The 20,093-nt window shown below is 64.9% G+C and carries 19 protein-coding genes and 1 tRNA gene; 7 read left to right on the forward strand and 13 right to left on the reverse strand.

Going from position 1 to position 20,093, the window contains the following annotated elements; genetic code table 11:
- Positions 1–97 precede the first annotated feature (97 nt).
- The 3 genes from V6N07_RS09525 (at position 98) to V6N07_RS09535 (ending at position 2,448) form a co-directional block, all read left to right on the forward strand.
- On the forward strand, positions 98–565 hold the full coding sequence (locus tag V6N07_RS09525) for a hypothetical protein (RefSeq protein WP_371155922.1): 468 nt from the start codon (positions 98–100) through the stop codon (positions 563–565).
- Between the two features lie 30 nt (positions 566–595).
- Positions 596–1,225, forward strand: coding sequence for a ribonuclease HII (locus tag V6N07_RS09530; RefSeq protein WP_371155924.1), 630 nt, complete (start codon positions 596–598; stop codon positions 1,223–1,225).
- 110 nt (positions 1,226–1,335) lie between these two features.
- The gene (locus V6N07_RS09535; protein WP_371155925.1) at positions 1,336–2,448 is read left to right on the forward strand and encodes a site-specific DNA-methyltransferase; all 1,113 of its coding nucleotides are present in this window, start codon (positions 1,336–1,338) and stop codon (positions 2,446–2,448) included.
- A 195-nt stretch (positions 2,449–2,643) separates the two neighbouring features.
- Here the strand turns inward: V6N07_RS09535 and V6N07_RS09540 are convergent, their stop codons facing one another.
- Both V6N07_RS09540 and V6N07_RS09545 read right to left on the reverse strand, forming a co-directional pair.
- Complete coding sequence (locus tag V6N07_RS09540) at positions 2,644–2,826, reverse strand: hypothetical protein (RefSeq protein ID WP_371155926.1); 183 nt, start codon at positions 2,824–2,826, stop codon at positions 2,644–2,646.
- 150 nt (positions 2,827–2,976) lie between these two features.
- Entirely contained in the window at positions 2,977–3,561 is a 585-nt protein-coding gene (locus V6N07_RS09545; RefSeq protein WP_371155928.1) for a L,D-transpeptidase, read from the reverse strand.
- Between the two features lie 191 nt (positions 3,562–3,752).
- Between V6N07_RS09545 and V6N07_RS09550 the strand changes: the two genes are divergently transcribed.
- Complete coding sequence (locus V6N07_RS09550) at positions 3,753–4,262, forward strand: CAP domain-containing protein (protein WP_371155929.1); 510 nt, start codon at positions 3,753–3,755, stop codon at positions 4,260–4,262.
- Positions 4,263–4,277: 15 nt separating this feature from the next.
- On the opposite strand, the gene V6N07_RS09555 is transcribed toward V6N07_RS09550, so the two are convergent.
- From V6N07_RS09555 to V6N07_RS09595, 9 genes are all read right to left on the reverse strand, one after another.
- Positions 4,278–4,784 carry a murein L,D-transpeptidase family protein gene (locus tag V6N07_RS09555; RefSeq protein WP_371155930.1) on the reverse strand — a complete coding sequence of 169 codons (507 nt, stop codon included), beginning with the start codon at positions 4,782–4,784 and terminating at the stop codon, positions 4,278–4,280.
- Between the two features lie 73 nt (positions 4,785–4,857).
- On the reverse strand, positions 4,858–5,733 hold the full coding sequence (locus tag V6N07_RS09560; RefSeq protein ID WP_371155931.1) for an SDR family oxidoreductase: 876 nt from the start codon (positions 5,731–5,733) through the stop codon (positions 4,858–4,860).
- Complete coding sequence (gene queG, locus V6N07_RS09565) at positions 5,730–6,740, reverse strand: tRNA epoxyqueuosine(34) reductase QueG (protein WP_371156799.1); 1,011 nt, start codon at positions 6,738–6,740, stop codon at positions 5,730–5,732. The genes V6N07_RS09560 and queG overlap by 4 nt, the downstream gene beginning before the upstream one ends.
- 2 nt (positions 6,741–6,742) lie before the next feature.
- Positions 6,743–7,408, reverse strand: a complete 666-nt coding sequence (locus tag V6N07_RS09570; protein ID WP_371155932.1) for a glutathione S-transferase family protein — start codon at positions 7,406–7,408, stop codon at positions 6,743–6,745.
- Positions 7,409–7,439: 31 nt separating this feature from the next.
- Positions 7,440–8,198: a monofunctional biosynthetic peptidoglycan transglycosylase gene (gene mtgA, locus V6N07_RS09575; RefSeq protein WP_371155933.1), complete on the reverse strand. Its 759-nt coding sequence runs from the start codon at positions 8,196–8,198 to the stop codon at positions 7,440–7,442.
- A gap of 203 nt (positions 8,199–8,401) precedes the next feature.
- On the reverse strand, positions 8,402–12,940 hold the full coding sequence (gltB, locus tag V6N07_RS09580) for a glutamate synthase large subunit (RefSeq protein ID WP_371155934.1): 4,539 nt from the start codon (positions 12,938–12,940) through the stop codon (positions 8,402–8,404).
- Positions 12,937–13,404, reverse strand: coding sequence for a GFA family protein (locus tag V6N07_RS09585; RefSeq protein WP_371155936.1), 468 nt, complete (start codon positions 13,402–13,404; stop codon positions 12,937–12,939). Before V6N07_RS09585 ends, gltB begins: the two co-directional genes overlap by 4 nt.
- Positions 13,401–14,108 carry a hypothetical protein gene (locus V6N07_RS09590; protein ID WP_371155938.1) on the reverse strand — a complete coding sequence of 236 codons (708 nt, stop codon included), beginning with the start codon at positions 14,106–14,108 and terminating at the stop codon, positions 13,401–13,403. Before V6N07_RS09590 ends, V6N07_RS09585 begins: the two co-directional genes overlap by 4 nt.
- A gap of 145 nt (positions 14,109–14,253) precedes the next feature.
- On the reverse strand, positions 14,254–15,759 hold the full coding sequence (locus tag V6N07_RS09595; protein ID WP_371155940.1) for an NAD(P)-dependent oxidoreductase: 1,506 nt from the start codon (positions 15,757–15,759) through the stop codon (positions 14,254–14,256).
- A 209-nt stretch (positions 15,760–15,968) separates the two neighbouring features.
- Between V6N07_RS09595 and V6N07_RS09600 the strand changes: the two genes are divergently transcribed.
- Positions 15,969–16,775: an undecaprenyl-diphosphate phosphatase gene (locus V6N07_RS09600; protein WP_371155942.1), complete on the forward strand. Its 807-nt coding sequence runs from the start codon at positions 15,969–15,971 to the stop codon at positions 16,773–16,775.
- Here the strand turns inward: V6N07_RS09600 and V6N07_RS09605 are convergent.
- Both V6N07_RS09605 and V6N07_RS09610 read right to left on the reverse strand, forming a co-directional pair.
- Positions 16,760–18,142, reverse strand: coding sequence for an MATE family efflux transporter (locus V6N07_RS09605; RefSeq protein WP_371155943.1), 1,383 nt, complete (start codon positions 18,140–18,142; stop codon positions 16,760–16,762). The genes V6N07_RS09600 and V6N07_RS09605 overlap by 16 nt on opposite strands.
- A 52-nt stretch (positions 18,143–18,194) precedes the next feature.
- Positions 18,195–19,178, reverse strand: a complete 984-nt coding sequence (locus tag V6N07_RS09610) for a complex I NDUFA9 subunit family protein (RefSeq protein WP_371155945.1) — start codon at positions 19,176–19,178, stop codon at positions 18,195–18,197.
- Between the two features lie 126 nt (positions 19,179–19,304).
- Here V6N07_RS09610 and V6N07_RS09615 point away from each other — a divergent pair.
- Positions 19,305–19,391, forward strand: a tRNA-Leu gene (locus tag V6N07_RS09615).
- A 77-nt stretch (positions 19,392–19,468) separates the two neighbouring features.
- On the forward strand, positions 19,469–20,083 hold the full coding sequence (locus V6N07_RS09620) for a ribonuclease D (protein WP_371155947.1): 615 nt from the start codon (positions 19,469–19,471) through the stop codon (positions 20,081–20,083).
- Positions 20,084–20,093 lie beyond the last annotated feature (10 nt).

A 20,093-nucleotide genomic window follows, 5' to 3' on the forward strand; every position in this document is an offset into this window, starting at 1 on the left:
TGCGCGACGTTATCCCATGACCGGCAGCCGTTATTGAGGGGTGGCAGAGGGGCGCGGCAGCATCGGGGCCTGTCGAAACAACGCTGAGGATCCCCCCATGCTTCGCCCCCTTGCCGCCGCCGCCCTGTCCCTTACCCTTGCCCTGCCGATGGCGACCACGCCCGCACAGGCACAGATCGAAGGGCGACATGCCGCCCAGATCCTCGGCGGGCTTGCCGCGCTCTATGTCCTGAAGGAAGCCCTCGACCGGCGGGAGGAGCGACAGGCAACTCCCGTTCAGCGGGCCCCGACCTACCGCGCCCCGGTTGCCCGCCACCCACAACGCGGTGCGCCAGCCCGTGGTGGGCACAACGCCAAACGTATCCCCCAGCAATGCGCGAACACCTTTCGCACCGCAAACGGTCGCGTGACCGGATACGGCGCGCGCTGCATGCAGAACAACGTCGCCCGTCCCGGTGCCCTGCCCCCACGCTGTATACGGCAGGTCCGCACGGACCGCGGCACGCGCAACATCTATGCTGATCGCTGCCTGCAACGCGAAGGCTGGACCATGGCGCGTCGTTGACGCGGGGTGGCAGGGCCGTAGAACCCTGTCATGTCCAAGACATTCCCTGATTTCAGCTTCGAACGCGCCGCCCATGACCGGGGGGCGCGTTTCGTGGTCGGCATGGACGAGGTCGGGCGCGGCCCCTGGGCCGGGCCGGTCACGGCCTGTGCCGTTATGCTGACGGCGCCGCCACCCGATGGCCTGAACGATTCCAAGCAGATGTCCGGCAAACGGCGCATCGCGATGGAACCCCTGCTGCATGACTGCTGCGCCGTCGGTTACGGTGAGGCCACGGTCGCCGAAATCGACCGCCTGAACATTCGTCAGGCCACGCATCTAGCCATGCGGCGCGCAATTGTGGCGCTGCCCTTCGCGCCCGATCACCTGCTGATCGACGGGATAGATTGCCCGGACTGGGTCAAATCCCTTCCGAATTGTAGCTGGCAGACGATCAAAGGCGGGGACGGGCGATCACTGTCGATCGCGGCGGCATCAGTCTTGGCAAAAACAAGGCGGGATCAAGGCATGGTGTCACTGGCGCAACAATTCCCCGGCTACGGCTGGGAGACGAACGCGGGCTACGGAACGGCCACACATCGGCAAGGTTTGGAAAATCATGGAGTGACACAACATCATCGGCGCAGCTTTGCGCCAATCCGCAAGATGTTGTGTCAGTAACCATGCCCAATTTTCGCCTCAATCGTTCTGTGGACCATTAACTAACAGCCGGTCATGTTGGCCAAACAAGGCGACCCCGATCAATGAGGGCGCCAACTGAGGCGACAGACATGGCAAGAAATACCCCGGAGGCGCAGGCGCTTCCGCTCGATACGATTTTGTCCGGCGACTGCATTGCAGCGATGGACGCGCTCCCCGAAAACTCCGTCGATCTGGTGTTTGCGGACCCCCCCTACAACCTGCAATTGCGCGGTGATCTGCACCGGCCCGACAATTCCCTCGTGGATGCAGTCGACGATCACTGGGATCAGTTCGACACCTTCGCCGCCTATGACCGGTTCACCCGCGACTGGCTGCGCGCCGCGCGTCGCGTGCTGAAACCCGATGGCGCGATCTGGGTGATCGGCAGCTATCACAACGTGTTCCGGGTCGGCGCGGCCATCCAGGATGCGGGTTTCTGGCTGTTGAACGACGTCGTCTGGCGCAAGACGAACCCGATGCCGAACTTTCGCGGGAAACGCCTGACGAATGCGCATGAGACACTGATCTGGGCATCGAAGTCGGAAAAGTCGAAATACACCTTCAACTACGAGGCCATGAAGGCCCTGAACGAAGGGGTGCAGATGCGTTCCGACTGGACGTTTCCGATCTGTACCGGGCACGAACGCCTCAAGAACGCGCGCGGCGAAAAGGCCCATCCGACGCAGAAACCCGAAGGGTTGCTGCACCGTGTCCTTCTGTCGACGACGAACCCCGGCGATGTCGTTCTGGACCCGTTCTTCGGCACCGGCACGACGGGTGCGGTCGCCAAGATGATGGGGCGTCATTTCATCGGGATCGAGCGCGAGGAGGAATACCGCGACCTCGCCGCCCGCCGCATCGCCGATGTCCGCCCCTACGAGAAGGCCGCGCTGGAGGTGACCACCTCCAAGCGGGCCGAACCGCGCGTGCCCTTCGGCCAGCTGGTCGAGCGTGGCATGCTGCGTCCCGGTGAGGAGCTGTTGTCCGGCAATGGCCGGCACCGCGCCAAGATCCGGGCCGACGGCACCCTTGCCGGCAAGGACGTGAAGGGATCGATCCATCAGGTCGGCGCAGCCTATGAAGGCGCGCCATCCTGCAACGGCTGGACCTACTGGCATTTCAACCGCGAGGGCAAGCGAGAGCCCATCGATACCCTGCGTCAGCAGATCCGCGATGAGATGGCAGGCAAGCGCCTCAGCTGATCCACAAACAACAAGTTACCGCCTGCGCCCGCTGTCCAATGTCCGGCGGGTGCAACTTGACCCCTGCCCGGCCTGTCCGGTGTGGGGGTTCTTTTATTCCGGCCCCTGCGCAATCAGGCATCGGGACACGAAAAAAGGGCGCCCCCGGAAGGACGCCCTTTGATGTCGAACCGTCAGGTCACGACGCTGTTCGGATCAGTCCGAAGCAGCGGCAGCGGCCAGCAGGACCAGAGCCAGGATCGGAACGATGATGCCACCAGCGGAGGACGAGGTGTCCTCGACGATGACAACCGGCTCAACCGGAGCAGGTGCGATGTTGCCGGCGAAAGCGGCGGTGGAAGCGACCGACAGAGCGGCGGCGAGAGCGAGTTTCTTCATGATATATCCTCCAAGATACGCCATCGGTGAGGCGACAGTTGCCACACCATATGGCACCCAAGACTGTACCTCGTGCGACCCGTTAAGCAGCAAAGCCGGAGGGTTGCAACGACGACTCGGGGCTACAAAAGCAGCTTTGCCGCGCTGCCGTCAAATTAGCAACACTTGGGTGCCGATCTTGGTCATCCCGAAAACCTCTGCGATATGCTCGTTGTAGAGGCCGATGCATCCGGACGACGACCGACGCCCGATCTTGCGCGTGTCATGCGTGCCGTGAATCCGGTAATATGTCCACGACAGGTACAGCGCATGTGTTCCCAGCGGATTGTTCGGGCCCGGTTCGACCACGGCGGGCCATTCGGGGTTGCGGCGCCGCATGTTCGGGGTGGGGCGCCACGTGGGGCCAACGACCTTGCGCACCACGCGGGTGCGGCCCTTGCGCGTCATCTCGGCCGATTGCGGAACCGACGAAGGATAGACGTGATACCCGCCATCTTCCTGCCAGAGGTGCAGGGCGCGGCTGTCTATGTCCACGAGGATCGCACCGTTGCGCAGGTTCGGAAAATGTGCGCGCCACTGGATGGCCCGGAAACTGGCGGTGTTGCGCCGCGTCGTGGACGACAGGCTCTCGCGTATCTGGACCGTATCGGGCAATTCCTGCGCCAAGGCAGGAGCCGCGAGAACACTTGCCGCGGATCCGGCGATCATGCTGCGACGGGTCAATCCCTTCGACATGGGCATCCTCCTCTGACGCGTTCTGTCCGTATTGCGCGCACAATAGGCGCCGCGGCCCGGAAGAACCATAGAAACCGATCCGATTCCGACGTTTCCCGAACGGGGTTACAATTCTGTCGTGTGGAACATTTGCCTCGGGCCATGCTCCGGGGTAATCCCCTTGTCGAACGAATTCCCATGGGGACACCTGCATGAACCGTCGCACCGCTCTGATCCTGTTGGCCGGCTCCGCGCTGACCGCCTGTGCCCCACCCCCGCCGACACTGGGCCCGGACGGAAATCCGCTGCCCAAGCTCTATCGGATTTCCAATGCCGACGCCCGGCGCATTCCGTTTCGGGCCCTCGATGCGGTCAATGCCCTGCGTCAGGGCGCAGGCGTCGCGACGCTCGAACTCGACAATACGCTGACGGCCGCTGCCGAGACGCATTCGCGCGACATGTCGCTTCAGAACAGGCCGTGGCACTTCGGCTCGGACGGATCGTCTCCCATCGACCGGGCCCGGCGCGTCGGCTTCGACGGCACCCTTCTGGGCGAGACGATTTCCGAGACCTTCGAAAGCGAATTGGAAACCATCGCCGCATGGATGCAGGAAGACGGCCCCCGGCGCGTCATCCTCGACCCCGCCGGACGCCGCATGGGATTCGCGTTCTATCAGGAACCCAATGGCAAGATCTGGTGGACGCTGAACGTCGGCACCTGAGGTACCCGTCGCCCGTCAGGCATAGATGTCGACGGGCGTTCCATTCATGACCATCGCATAGACCTGGCGCATCTCGCGGTTCTTGACCGCGACGCAGCCCGCCGTCCAGTCGTCGGACCGCTTGCGGCGTTTGTCGCCCCATCCATGGATGAAGATATCGCCACCCGGTGATTTGCCGTGCGACGCGGCAAAGGCCCGGTCGGCGGCATTGGGATAATCGATGCCGATCGACAGGTAGAAGGCCGAATCAGGGTTGCGGCGGTCGATGTGATACCGCCCCTCGGGGGTCTTTCCGTCACCCTCGAACTGCTTGTGCCCCGCAGCGCGGAAACCAAGCTGCACGTCGTAGATCTCCAGCGGGGTTGCCCCGTTCAGGAGGAACATCCGGCGCTCGGTCTTCTGAACCACGACGCGGGTGACCTGCGGCCCGCTGTAATGCATGAATTTGCCGCCACAGCCCGCCAGCAATGCGGTACCGCCCAGCCCAAGCGCCATCGCGCCACGACGTGTGATTCGTTCCATGTCTGCCTGCACTCTGCGTTGCACTGTCCCGGGGGCGATCATACCGCAAAGGCGAACGCCTGGAAACGGCTGGTTAGCCTTCCTGCGCAGTCGTGCCATCCTGTCGCATCAGGGCCGCAAGACCGGCCCGGTAATCCGGATATGCAAGGCGGACGCCCAGTTCATCCTTGATCCGATCGTTTCGGACCTTCTTGGATTCGGCATAGAAACTGCGCGCCATCGGCGTCATGTCGGCACTCGCGAAATCCTCGGACGGCGGAACCGGCAGGCCCAGCAGCGCCGCGGCATGGCCGATCACATCCTCCGGCGGGGCCGGATCGTCATCGCACAGGTTGTAGACGGCACCGGGATTCGGGCGCCTGATCGATGCGGCCAGAACCTGTGCGATATCGTCGACGTGGATGCGGCTGAACACCTGTCCCGGCTTGACGATCCGCCGCGCGGTGCCTGCCCGCACCTTGGCGAATGGCCCACGCCCCGGTCCGTAGATCCCGGCCAGCCGGAACAGGTGCAACGCGGCACCCGTCTGATCGGCAAGGGCGCGCCACGCCGCTTCGGCGTCGACCCGCATCTGGCCGCGGCGCGTGGATGGCGTCAGGGCCGTCCCCTCATCGACCCAGGCCCCGCCGTGGTCGCCGTAAACGCCCGTCGTCGACAGATAGCCCACCCATTGATCCGGGCGCAGTCCCCGGCGCAAAGCGTCACCATAGGTCGACAGGACGGGATCGCCCGCCTCGCCCGGCGCGGCAGAGGTCAGGACATGCGTCGCCCGCGACAGCGCCTCGTCAATAGGTGCGCCGAAGATTACCGGCATGACCCCTTCGGATCGCAGAACCTCGGCCTTTGCCTCTGTCCGCGTGGTGCCGATCACCTCCCACCCCTGCGCCAGCAGAAGCGGCGTCAATGCCCGCGCCGAATACCCATGACCAAAGCTCAATAAGACGCTCATAACCGCTCCACCGCCCAGCGCGCGGCATCGGCGACCGTCGCGTCATCATCTTCGCACAAATCCTGCACAACCGGTTTCAGATGGGCCGCACCGGAATTTCCAATCGCGTAGCAGACGTTCCGCACCATCCGGTCACGCCCGATCCGCTTGATCGGAGAGCCCGAGAACCGCGCACGAAATCCCGCGTCGTCGAGCTGCGCCAAATCCGCAAGGTCCGGCGCCCGGTGCGGCCCGTGATAGCGCATGTCCGATGCCTCGACCGCAAACTTGTTCCACGGGCAAACCGCAAGACAATCATCGCATCCATAGATTCGATTGCCCAGCGCGGGCCGAAGATCCGCATCGACAGGACCGCGATGCTCGATCGTCAGATAGGAAATGCACCGCCGCGCATCCAGCTGGAACGGCGCGGGGAAAGCATCGGTCGGACAGATATCGAGGCACTTGCGGCACGATCCGCAATGCTCCGCCTCGGGCGCGTCCACCTCCAACTCCAGGGTGGTGAAAATCGCCCCGAGGAACACCCAGTTCCCGAACTTCCGGCTCAGGAGGTTCGTGTGCTTGCCCTGCCACCCCAGACCCGCCGCCTGTGCCAGGGGTTTTTCCATTACCGGCGCGGTGTCGACGAAGACCTTCACCTCGCACCCGGCTTCGGCAACCATCCAGCGCGCGACCCGTTTCAGGGCCTTCTTGACCACGTCGTGATAATCGCGCCCCTGTGCATAGACCGATATGGCCCCCTGCTCCCTCCGGTCCAGATCGGACAACGGATCATGCTGCGGTGCATAGGAATGGGCCAGCATCACGACCGACCGCGCCTCCGGCCACAGCGCGGCGGGATCCCCGCGCCAGGCCATGCGTTCCGCCATCCAGGCCATCTGGCCATGCCGGCCCGCATCGACGAATGTCGACAGGTGCGCGGCGATATCGGGCACAGCATCGGGACGACAGACACCCGTCGACACGAACCCGGCGGCCCGCGACTCTGCGTCCAACCGTGCCCGCAGGCTCAAAAATCCAGATCGGCGTAATGCGACGCCGGGCGGAATCCCGGCACCACATCGGCCAGCAATGACCGGAACGCGGGCCGCGACTTGATCTTGGCGTACCAGTCCCGGACGCCCTGATTGCGGTTCCAGTCCACGTCCGAGCTGTAGTCGAGGCAGGACAGATGCGCGGCCGCGGCGAAATCGGCCAGCGTCATGTCGGGCCCGGCAAGCCATCGCCGCTGATCCAGCAGCCACCCCATGTAGTCGAGGTGGAACTTGATCGCCTTCACACCGTTCTTGACGTTCGTTCCATCCGGGTATCCCGACCGTGTCAGCTTCTTGTTGACCCGTTCGTAGACCAGCTTGGACGTCACCTCCTGATGGAACTTGTCGTCGAACCACGCGACGAGGCGCCGAACCTCGGCGCGGCCTTCCGGATCGCGTGGCATCAGCGGATGCTCGGGAACCGTTTCTTCAAGGTATTCGCAGATCGCCTGGCTTTCGGACAGGGTCAGCCCGTCGATCCGCAGAACCGGAACTTTCCCGGCGGCGTTGCGGCGCAGGAACTCGGACGACGCCTCCCAGAAAGGTTCGTCGATCAGCTGAACCTCCAGCTTCTTTTCAGCCAAGGTCAGCCGCACCTTGCGGCAGAAGGGAGAGAGGGCGAAATGATAGAGCTCGATCATTACCCCGCAATGCCCCGAGGCGCGCGCGGTTTCAATCCTCGAAACAGGCGGCGCGGCCATCGGCGCGGATCGTCGCCGCCCCGTCGACGATGGACGCGGCCCGCCGGGACAGAAAGGCTGTCGGGTTCGCCGCGTCCCGATCCTTCGGCCCGGGCAGGACCGCGGCGAGCAGCCCTGCCTGACGATCCGAAAGCTCGGCAGCGGACCGCCCGAAATAGGCCTGCGCGGCGGCATCGACCCCAAAGACGCCTTCGTCGAACTCCGCGATGTTGAGGTATACCTCGATGATCCGGCGCTTGGGCCAGAGCAGTTCCATCAGCGGCGTCAACCCCGCCTCCAGCGCCTTGCGGACCCAGGATCGTCCCTGCCACAGGAACGCGTTCTTCACGACCTGCTGGCTGATGGTCGAGGCACCGCGGTTGCCGCCCTCCTCGATCGCATCGCGTATCGCATCCACGTCGAACCCCCAGTGCAAGCAGAAATTCGCATCCTCGGCCGCCACGGCGGCCCGCGCCATGACCGGGGCGATCTCCTCCAGATCGACCCACGTCCGGGCAACCCCGGCCAGCCGCGCGTCTTCGCCCACGATATAGGGCGTCGTTGGCGGATCGATCCAGCGATAGGCAAGAACCCATAGGCACAGCAGCAGCAGCCCGCCCAGAACGACGCGCCGAACCCATCTGGCGACAAGACGGATGATCGACGTTGCCCGTGCCCTCAGGCCCGGCTTCGGGGACGCCGCCTTGCGGGTTCTCCCGCCTGCGGGCTTCTGTGTGGATTTCTTCGCCATGGGGCCATCAACGCGCAGCACGCCAAGGGGTCAACCCCACAGCCATGCTTCCTCTGGCGACAAATACCACCGCGGGCCGAAGGCGGGGGCAGAGCCCCCTCGGACGACCCGATGTTCTCGATGCCTCGCGGGCACGCGATGCCGCGCGACTGCGCGCGCCGGGCAAGGGCAGGCCTGACCTGTCCGCGCCCGGCGCTCCTTCATCACTCGGCCGGTATGGCGTCCGCGTCTTCCGACAGGGGCGCCTTGAGGTGCACGAGCATCTCGGTCGGGCAGATCTGGATGAAGTTGCGAACCTCCGCGTCCCAGTCCGACAGGATCAGGCGGGCCTTGCGGGACCCGGTCTCCTCGGCGTGACGTTCCACCAGACCGCGCAACTGCGCTTCCCAATAGGCGACGGTGACCGGGCAGGTTTCCAGCGTTTCCATGTTCATCATCGCCGGGGCGCGCCCGTCCGGATCATAGAGATACGCCATGCCGCCGGTCATCCCGGCGCCGAAGTTGCCGCCGATCTCGCCAAGGATCACGGCCACACCGCCGGTCATGTATTCGCACCCGTTCGACCCGCAGCCCTCGATGACCACCGACGCGCCGGAGTTGCGGACCGCAAAGCGCTCCCCTGCCCGACCGGCGGCAAACAGGAAGCCGTCCGTGGCACCATAGAGCACGGTATTGCCGATGATCGTGTTGCGATCCGCGACCAGACCGCTGGCCATCGGCGGGCGCACCACGATGGTGCCCCCCGACAAACCCTTGCCGACGTAGTCGTTGGCATCGCCCGACACTTCCAGCTTCAGGCCCGGCGCGAGGAACGCGCCCAGCGATTGCCCCGCCGACCCCTGCAACTTGACCGTCAGGTGGTCGGGTTGCAGCGGATTGCGCATCCCGAACTTCGACACGACGTGGCTGGAGATCCGGGTGCCGACGCTGCGGTGAGTGTTCTGCACCGCGTACTGCAACTGCATCTTCTCACCATCGTCGAGGAACCGCTGCGCGTCCTTCACGATCTGGGCGTCCAGCGTGTCCAGCACGGCATTGCGCGGCTTGTTGCGGTCGTAGCGGATCTTGTCCGCCCCATCGACCGTGATCAGCAGGGGGTTCAGGTCCAGATCATCCAGATGCGCCGACCCGCGCGACACCTGCGTCAGCAGGTCCGCACGCCCGATCACCTCGTCCAGCGACCGCGCGCCGATCTCGGCCAGGATCTCGCGCACTTCCTGCGCATAGAAGGTGATCAGGTTCACGACCTTGTCCGCCGTGCCCGTGAACTTCTGGCGCAATGCCTCGTCCTGCGTGCAGACGCCCACCGGACAGGTGTTCGACTGGCACTGACGCACCATGATGCAGCCCATGGAGATCAGGGCGGCGGTGCCGATCCCGTATTCCTCGGCCCCCATCATCGCGGCCATGACGATGTCGCGGCCCGTGCGCAGCCCGCCATCGGTGCGCAGCGTGACGCGCGACCGCAGGTTGTTCATCGCCAGAACCTGATGTGCCTCGGTCAGGCCCATCTCCCACGGCAGACCCGCATACTTGATCGACGTCGCCGGCGACGCACCGGTGCCGCCGTTGTGGCCCGAGATCAGGATCACGTCGGCCTTGGCCTTGGCCACGCCGGCGGCAATCGTGCCTACGCCGGACGATGCAACTAGCTTGACCGTCACCTTGCAACGCGGGTTGATCTGCTTGAGGTCGTAGATCAGCTGCGCCAGATCCTCGATGGAGTAGATGTCGTGGTGCGGCGGCGGCGAGATCAGCGTCACGCCCTTGGTCGAATGGCGCAGCCGCGCGATCAGGTCGGTGACCTTCATGCCGGGCAGCTGCCCGCCTTCGCCGGGCTTGGCGCCCTGCGCGACCTTGATCTCCAACTCTTCGCAGTGGTTCAGGTATTCGGCGGTCACGCCGAACCGCCCCGAGGCCACCTGCTTGATCTTGGCCGACGGGTTGTCGCCATTCGGCTCCGGCACGAAATGCGCCGGGTCTTCCCCGCCCTCGCCGCTATCGGACTTCGCGCCGATCCGGTTCATCGCCACGTTGAGCAGCTTGTGCGCCTCGGGCGACAGGGCGCCAAGCGACATGCCCGGCGTCACGAACCGCTTGCGGATGGCCGTGATGCTCTCGACTTCCTCCAGCGGGATGGCGTCGCCCTTCGGCTTGATCGCCAGCAGGTCGCGCAAATGGATCGGCGGGTTCGCCTTCATGGCGGACGAGAACTGCTTCCACAGCTCATACGACCCTCGGTCGCAGGCAGCCTGCAGCATGTGCATCGTCTGTGCTTCCCAAGCGTGCTTTTCGCCGGACCGGCGCGCCTTGTAGAAGCCGCCGATCGGCAGGACGTTGGACGCACCACCCCATGCTGTCGCGTGGATACCTTCGACCTTGCGCTGCAACCCGTTGGTGCCGATGCCGGAAATACGCGACAGCATGCCGGGGAAATATTCCGCGCACATCGCGCGGCTCAGGCCCACTGCCTCGAAGTTCAGGCCGCCACGGTAGGACGAGATGACCGAGATGCCCATCTTGGCCATGATCTTGAGAAGACCCGCATCGATGGCCTTGCGATAGCGTGCGACCGCCTCGGTCAGGGAACAGTCGAGCAGACCCTTCTCGATCCGGTCCGCCAGGCTGTCTTGGGCCAGATACGCGTTCACCGTGGTCGCGCCGCAGCCAACGAGAACGGCGAAATAATGCGGATCGATACATTCGGCAGAGCGCACGTTGAGCGAGCAGAACGTCCGCAGTCCCTTGCGCGTCAGCCACGAATGCACGGCGCTGGTCGCAAGGATCATCGGCATCGGCACACGGTCCTCGCCCTGGAAGCGGTCCGTCAGCACAAGATGCCCCGCCCCCGAGCGTACGGCCTCCTCCGCCTCGGCGCGGATACGCTCCAACCCGGCGCGCAGGGCACCGTATTCGCCACCCGCGGGGAAGGTACAGTCGATGGTGACGACGCTTTCGCCCATCTGCTCCATGATGGCTTCGAACTGGGCATTGCCGACGAAGGGCGAGTCCAGCACGAGGATCTCGGTCTGCGACCCGTCCTGATCCAGCACGTTCTTGAGGTTGCCGAAGCGGGTCTTGAGCGACATCACCCGGAATTCGCGCAAGCTGTCGATCGGCGGGTTCGTGACCTGGCTGAACGCCTGGCGGAAGAAGTGGGACAGCGGGCGATACTTTTCCGACAACACGGCCGAAGGCGTGTCATCCCCCATGGAGGCCAGCGTTTCCTTGCCATCCTCGGCCATGGGGGCGAGAATCTGCTCCAGCTCCTCGATGGAATAGCCGGCACCGATCTGCCGCCGGCGCAGCTCGGCACCCGTATGGATCGCCGTTTCGGTCACATCCCCGGATGCCTCTTCGAGGTCGGTGATCCGACCGACCCAGTCACCGAAGGGCTGTGCACCGGCCAGTTCGTTCTTGAGTTCCGCATCATGCAGAAGCCGTCCCTCGACCATGTCGACGGCGATCATCTGACCGGGGCCGAGCGCGCCCTTCTCGACCACCGTCGCCTCGTCCACGGGAACCATCCCCGCCTCGGACCCGGCGATCAGCAGGCCGTCACCCGTCACCGTGTAGCGCATCGGCCGCAGGCCATTGCGGTCCAGACCGCCACAGACCCAGCGTCCGTCGGTCATGGCAAGGGCGGCGGGGCCGTCCCACGGCTCCATCACGGCGTTGCAATAGGCATACATGTCGCGCCACGCCTCCGGCAGCTCGACGGCGGCCTGCGACCAGCTTTCGGGCACGAGCATCGTCTTGGCCATCGGCGCATTGCGCCCGGCCCGCACCAGCACCTCGAACACCGAATCCAGCGCGGCCGAGTCGCTGGACCCTTGCGCGATGATCGGCTTGATGTCCGATGCGTTGTCGCCGAACGCCGAGGACGCCATCCGGATCTCGTGCGACTTCATCCAGTTGACGTTGCCCTTGAGGGTGTTGATCTCGCCGTTGTGGGCCAGCATGCGGAACGGCTGCGCCAGCCACCACTGCGGGAAGGTGTTGGTGGAATAGCGCTGGTGATAGATCGCGAAGGCGCTCTCGAACCGCTCATCCTTGAGGTCGGGATAGAACTCCGCGACCTGCTCGGCCAGCATCATGCCCTTGTAGATGATGCTGCGGCACGACAGCGACGCCAGATACAGGCCCGGCAGCTGGGCCGCGATGGCGGCCTTCTCGATGCGGCGACGAATGACATAGAGGTCGCGCTCGAACGCTTCCTCGTCCACGCCCTTGACGTTGGAGATCAGGATCTGCTCGATCTCGGGGCGTGTCGCATTGGCCTTTTCGCCAAGGCACTCGATGTTCACCGGCACATGGCGCCAGCCATAGATATAATAGCCCATGCGCAGGACTTCGGTCTCGACGATCGTGCGGCAGGTTTCCTGCCCGGCGAAATCGTTGCGCGGCAGGAATACCTGTCCCACGGCCAGCAGTTGATCGGCATGCGGCTCGTGCCCGGTGCGCCGCACCTGGTCATAGAAGAACTCGACCGGAATCTGCAGGTGGATGCCCGCGCCGTCACCCGTCTTGCCGTCGGCATCAACCGCGCCACGGTGCCAGATCGCCTTGAGCGCATTGATCCCCGCTTCGACGACCTTGCGCGACTTGGTTCCGTCGATGTTGACGACCAGGCCGACGCCACAGGACGCATGTTCGCTATCCTCGTGATACAGGCTCGTGCCACCCATCTTGGTGCGCATCTCTACCTGTTGCCGTTCCCAATCGGTGAAGTAATGGGTCATGGATCGTCTCCTTCGACAAAGGGGCGGCGCGCCTCGTAATCGGCGCGGGTTGCGGTGGCGTGGTTACCGGCCAGCCGGGCATAGGCCGGGGCGCGGTCCACGTAGATTTCCGAAATCAGGGGAAAGTCATGGGCCCCGGCAAAGATGCCGGGGACGAACTCATAGGGGGCATCGGCGGCATCGTCCCGGAACCACAGATGGCTGCCACAGGTGCCACAGAAGGCACGATGGGCGAAGTCGGACGACGCATAGGACGACACGCGGCCTGACACGGTCACGGCCTCGGGCGATACCTCGAAACCGGACAGGACCGTTCCGGACCAACGACGGCACATGGCACAGTGACAGGCGCCGATGGCGGCGACATGGGCACCGTCGACCGCGATCGTCACGGCCCCGCACAGGCAATGCCCCTGCAGGTGTCCGTCCCGGCGATAGGGCGCCGTGTCCACGGGGCCGGTCATGCCATCACCCCGGCGTATTGATCGTACAGCGCCTCGACCCGCCGCTTGCGCCCGCGCAGCGAGGCGGCGATCACGTCGGACAGGACGCCCGCGTCCTTGAGGCTGCGGGCGAGGTTGTGCCGCCCGCGCGGCAGGACGAAGCGGTGAATCCGCTTGTGTTTGGGCAACAGGGCCAGATGCGCCACATCCTCGGGGCAATTGCCACCGACCGACACGTAATACTGGGTCCGCGTATCCTCGATGGTGTCCGCGATCGACCGCACCGGCAACGCGCCCCACCGCTTGCCGACGTCGGGCCAGCGCAGGTCGTTGAGGACGGACCGGTCCATGGTGATCTGGGGGGCCAGCGCAATCGCACGGGCCACGCGCACGTCGCGTGGCAGCAGCAGCGCGCCATACCCCCCCATGGACGTCCCAAGGCTGACGATCTCGCGGATGCCCTCGGACTGTCGCAGGCCGGTCACGGCCCGCACGATCCGGCGCCACAGGCCCGATGCCGTGTACCACGTGGCCCGGCGATCCGTGACGAACAGCACGTTGTTCTGTCCGTTCAACGAGGCGGAGCGCGCGAATTCGTCCAGCGGCTGCCCCCCGACCTGCGACCGCATACCCGTGAACACGACGACCATCCGCGGCGTCGACCCGGAGAGCCAGCGCAACGTCAGCTCCTCATCCCGGAGCACCGTGTGAATGGTCAGCGCCATGCAGTATCCCTTATGAAGGTTCGAGACAGCCCCCGACCCAATGATATCCGTCCAATCCGGCCCGGCTGGTACAACGACCCACCGGGCGGGCAATGGTTCGGGCGGCCCCGCTCACCTCAGGTGACGGATTGCGGGACCCCGACCGTCATTCAGCGGCGATGGTCGCAGCGGCGTTGGAGAATTGCTCCAGAATGGCCTCTGCCGCCTCGCGCCCGTCGCGGATGGCCCAAACCACCAGCGACGCGCCGCGCACGATGTCGCCCACGGCATAGACACCTTCCAACGGGGTCTGATGCGTGCGGAAATCGGCCTTGACCGTGCCCCAGCGGGTAACCTCCAGCTCGGGCTGCGACCACAGGGTCGGCAGGTCCTCGGGCTCGAAACCCAGCGCCTTGATGACGAGGTCCGCCTCCTCGATGTAATCGGCCCCCTCGATGATCTCGGGCATCTGGCGCCCCGTGGCATCCGCCTCACCCAGTTTCATGCGCTGAACACGTACGCCGCTGACGGCCGCGGCATGGCTGGCGGCCTGTGCGTTCATCGGGGTCACGGCGGGGCCGCCGACAATGGCGTCGCGCGCCCCGGCTTCGAACCCGGCGGGCGCGGTCAGCCAGATGAACTCCACGCCTTCTTCCTCGGCGTTCTGAACTTCGCGCTGCGACCCCGGCATGTTCGCCTTGTCACGGCGATACAGGCATTTGACCGACGTGGCCCCCTGGCGGATGGCCGTGCGCACGCAATCCATGGCCGTATCGCCACCGCCGATCACGACGACGCGCTTTCCTTCGGCCGACAGCTCACCACTGTCGAATACCTCGACGTCGTCGCCAAAGCTCTTGCGGTTGCTGGCCGTCAGATAATCGAGGGCCCGCACCACACCCGAGGCGTCGGAATTGTCCCCACCCAGATCACGGGATTTGTAGACGCCGGTCGCGATGATGACCGCATCATGCCTGGCGCGAATATCCTCGAACAAGATGTCGCGGCCCACTTCGCAGTTCAGCTCGAAGGTGACACCACCTTCGGCAAGCTGATCGTTGCGGCGCATCACGACGTCTTTTTCCAGTTTGAAGCCCGGGATACCGTAGGTCATCAACCCGCCCGCACGATCATAGCGGTCGTAGACGGTGACCTGCACGCCCGCACGACGCAGCACGTCGGCAGCCGCAAGGCCACCCGGGCCCGCGCCGATGATGCCGACGCTTTCGGCACGCTCCGTCCGCGGCTTGATCGACGGCACCCAGCCGTTTTCGAAGGCGGTGTCGGTGATGTATTTCTCGACCGCACCGATGGTCACGGTGCCATGACCCGACTGTTCGATCACGCAGTTGCCTTCGCACAGGCGGTCCTGCGGACAGATGCGTCCGCAGATCTCGGGGAAGGTGTTGGTTGCCTGACTGACCTCGTAGGCCTCCTGCAACCGGTCTTCGGCCACGAGGCGCAGCCAGTCGGGGATGTTGTTGTGCAGCGGGCAATGGCTCTGGCAATAGGGCACACCGCACTGGCTGCACCGGCCTGCTTGCTCGGCGGCGCGGTCTGCGGCAAACTCGCGATAGATTTCGCCGAAATCCTCCTTGCGCGCGTCAGCCGTCCGCTTTTCGGGGGTCTGGCGTTCCAGATTAACAAAACGAAGCATCTTGTTCGTAGCCATGGGTCCCTCCTGAATCCGAGGCCTTCCTATACGAAAGGTTCAAAAGGATATAAAGTCAGCATTGCTGACCTAAATAACAATTTTTTGCCCTACGGACCCAAGTTGACCTGACAAATCGTCGCAATTCATGTCCGGTTCGGACCTATCGCCCTGCCGACTGACCGAACTGCCCTTCACATATCACCAAAAACACGAACGAATCGAGCACCATGGCCCTTTGGCATCTTCTCCTCCTTGCGGCACTTCAGGGTGTCACGGAATTCCTGCCGGTGTCGTCGTCCGGTCACCTCATCCTGTTGCCTGCGTTGACCGGCCTCGAAGATCAGGGCGCATTTCTGGATGTCGCGGTCCACGTCGGAACACTCGGCGCGGTCATTCTGTATTTCCGCAGTGACGTCGCCGCCGCCCTGCGCGGCACCGTCGGTCTTGTCCGCCGGCGATGGGGCCACGAAGAGCGTCTGGCCGCCGGCCTTATCGTTGCGACCATTCCGGTCATCCTTGCCGGGCTCGTCCTCAAGATGACGATCGGGACCGATGTCCTCCGCTCCGTCACCGTCATCGGCTGGACCACGCTGGGGTTCGGCCTGTTGCTGTGGTGGTTCGATCAGCGGGGGGCGACCGGAAAGGATGTCGGCGACTGGGCCCTTGGTCAGGCGCTGAAGATGGGCTTGTGGCAGGCCATCGCCCTGATCCCCGGCACGTCCCGCTCGGGCATCTGTGTGACCGGGGCCCGCGCCATGGGATACGACCGCAAGGAAGCGGCGCGGATCGCGATGCTGATGTCGATCCCGACGATCATGGCCTCGGGCGTGCTGCTGGGGTTGGAGGTCGCGAGCGAGGCGAATGGGGCCCTTGCCCGTGACGGGGCGATCGCCGCCGCCTTTGCCTTTGCCGCCGCATTCGCAGCCCTTCACCTGATGATGCGCCTGCTTCGATCGGTCAGCTTCACGCCCTATGTCATCTACCGCATCATCCTCGGCTCCGGCCTGTTGATCTATGCCTACGTCGGAACGTGACGCGCGGGCCAGGCGACCGGCCCGATGTCCGTCGACAGAAGGTCGGTTGCCCGGGCCGCCACCAGAATGGCCCAGGCCCCGAACAGGTTGGCAATGACGGCCGCGCCCAATATCCCGACATAGCCGAAGAGGGATACGCCAAGCCATGCCAGCGGCACATAGATGGCAAGGACACGCGCCAGAGACAGCGCCATGGCATGCCCCGCACGTGACCGTGCGTTCAGCGCCGCGTTGCCCGTGACCAGCATCCCGTAGCCGAACAGCGACCACCCCACGACGCGCAGATAGGATGCGGCGGCCTGCGTGCTGTCCTCTCCTGCGCCGAAGGCCCGTGCGACAGGCTCCGCGAACAGGGTCAGGACGACCGCGATGCCAAGGCCGTAGACCACGGATATTCCCAGACACAGCCGCAGCGCCTGTTGCGCGCGGTCCTTCAGGTCGGCGCCCCAATTCTGACCGACGACCGGCCCGATACCCGACGACAGCGCCAGCAGGGGGACGGCCAGAATGCTCTCGACTCGCGTGGCCGCGCCAAAGCCCCCGACGGCGCCGGACCCGACCGTCGCCACCGCCGCCGTGACAAGCGCCATGCCCGCCGGGTTGATCGCGTTCGACGTCGCCGCCGGCCCGCCAACCCCCGCGATGGCCCGCGTGTTGCGCCACAGATCCTTCAAGGGCTCGGAACAGGGGTTCAGGATCCCGTCCCGCCATGCAAGCGCGAAGGCCACGCCGGACCCGGCAACCATCGCCACGACCGTGCCCAGCGCCGCGCCCGCGATGCCCATCTCCGGTGCCGGCCCCAGCCCGAGGATGAACACCGGCGTGGTGCCGACGTTCACGACCGCCGAGGCCACCATGACCATCGCGGATGTCGTTCCGTTCCCGTGCGCGCGGAATACCGCATTGATCAGCATCATCGATACGAGAAAGGGAAACGCCGCACACCAGAGCGGCGTATAGCGCAGGGCAGCCTCCAGAACCGCGTCCTTCGCCCCCAGGGCCGACAGCAGAGGCGCGTCCACCAGCCAGAAGACGACCGACGCCACGGTTGCCAGTATCAGCCCCACGCCAAGGGCATGCAGCCCCCGGCGCGTCACGTCATTCGCGCTGTCCTTGCGGCCAAGGGCCTGGCTGATGATTGCGCTGGACCCGGCCGACAGACCGATCGACAGCGATGAGATCGCGGTGGTCACCGGATAGATGAACCCGACGGCAGCCAGCGCCTCGGGCGAGACACGGGCCAGGAAATAGGCATCGACCAGACCGGTGGACAGCACCGCGGCGATGCCCAGCATCATGGGAAGCGACAGGGAGGCAAGCGCCTTCCAGATCGGTCCTGTCGTCAGATCGCGGCCGCCTTGCGCCATGCGTTGTCCTTTCGGGTCGTCTCGACCATCCCGGACATAGCGCAGCAGGCCCTCAAGTCTTGAGGTTGCGCGCGCTTTCCTTGATTTCCGCGTACTGGCCCGACGGACGGAACCGCCACAGGTAATCCGGCAGAACCGATTCAAGCGTCGTCGGCGCGATGCCCAGCGCGTCGAACCCGCGCGCGCCGTCCGCGACGACGTTGTCGTTGGCAAGATTGCGAACCTGATCGCGCGTCAGGGTGCCGTTGTGCAGGATGCCGAACGTCACCTTCTGCAACAGATCGAGGCCACCCGCCATGATGCGGGCAACGAAGAATGGCACGGTCAGAACCAGCGCACGGCGGCGGATCACCGCCAGCATCTCGTGCATCAACTCGCGGAAGGTCCGGATCTCCGGTCCGCCCAACTCGTAGATGCCGGACTGTGCCTTGCCCTCGATCGCCAGTTCGGCGGCGGCGGCGACGTCGTCGACATAGACCGGCTGGAACCGGGTGTTCGGACCGACGACCGGAAGGATCGGCATCAGGCGCGCCATCCCGGCGAAGCGGTTGAAGAATTCGTCCTCCGCGCCGAAGACGATCGATGGGCGCAGGATCACGGCGGTGGGCATGTGCTGCTGCACCGCGGCCTCGCCTTCGGCCTTGGTGCGGGCATAGTCGCTGTCGCTGTCGGCATCGGCGCCGATTGCGCTGATCTGGACCATGCGGTCGATGCCCATGGCGGCGGCGATACGGGCAATGCGTGCGGGACCATCCGCCTGCACGGCATCAAAACCGTTCTTGCCGTTCTCGGCCAGAATCCCGACGCAGTTGACGACCGCGTCCGCGCCCATGAGCGCCGCCTCGACCGAGGCATCGTCGCGGATGTTGGCGAACACGGGCTCTACCTGACCGACGGATCCGTACATGCGCACGAACGGTGCTTCGTAGGGACGACGCACGGCGACGCGCACGCGCCACCCCGCCTTGGCCATCCGGCGTGCAATATAGCGGCCGACAAAGCCGGAGCCGCCGAATATCGTGACGAGCTTCTGCATGACGTCTCTCCTGTCCGGTCGGATTTGCGATACCTTCATAGGACGCGCCGGACAAGAGGACAGGTTTTCGCAATTGAGGGTATTGACGCCACCGCAAACCGGGGATACCCACCGCCCACCGTGGACGCCCAGATGGCGGAATTGGTAGACGCGCTGGCTTCAGGTGCCAGTTCTCGCAAGGGAGTGGAGGTTCGAGTCCTCTTCTGGGCACCACGGTCTACCGCATGAAACGCCCAGCCAATCGGCTGGGCGTTCGTGTTTCCGGACGTATGTTTCGAAAGGGCCAGCAGATGACGATTACCTTGCACAAGGGCGACCTGCCGGACGGGCTGACCTTTCCGGACGGCGTTGCCATCGATTGCGAAACGATGGGCCTGAACCCCCACCGCGATCGGCTGTGCCTCGTGCAGCTTTCGGGTGGCGACGGGAACGCGCATCTTGTCCAGATCGCCAGGGGTCAGACCTCTGCCCCCAATCTGGAAGCCGTGTTGCGGGATGAGACCTGTCTCAAGCTGTTCCATTACGGCCGCTTCGACATCGCCGCGATGTATCATGCCTTCGGTGCGCTGGCGCAGCCGGTCTGGTGTTCCAAGATCGCGTCCCGGCTGGTGCGGACCTATACCGACCGTCACGGGTTGAAGGCCCTGCTGCATGAGTTGTTGCAGGAAGACATTTCGAAGATGCAGCAGACCTCGGACTGGGGTGCGGACGACCTGAGCGAGGCCCAGCAGGCCTATGCCGCATCCGACGTCCTGTTCCTGCACCGCCTGAAAGAGGTGCTGGACGCAAGGCTCGCCCGCGAAGACCGGACGGAGATCGCGCAGGCCTGCTACGATTTCCTGCCGACGCGTGCGAAACTGGACCTGATCGGGTATCCGGAAACGGACATCTTCGCCCATTCGTGACATCATGTTC

Origin of the sequence: Jannaschia sp. 2305UL9-9 (assembly GCF_041403465.1) — a bacterium.
GTDB lineage: Bacteria > Pseudomonadota > Alphaproteobacteria > Rhodobacterales > Rhodobacteraceae > Jannaschia.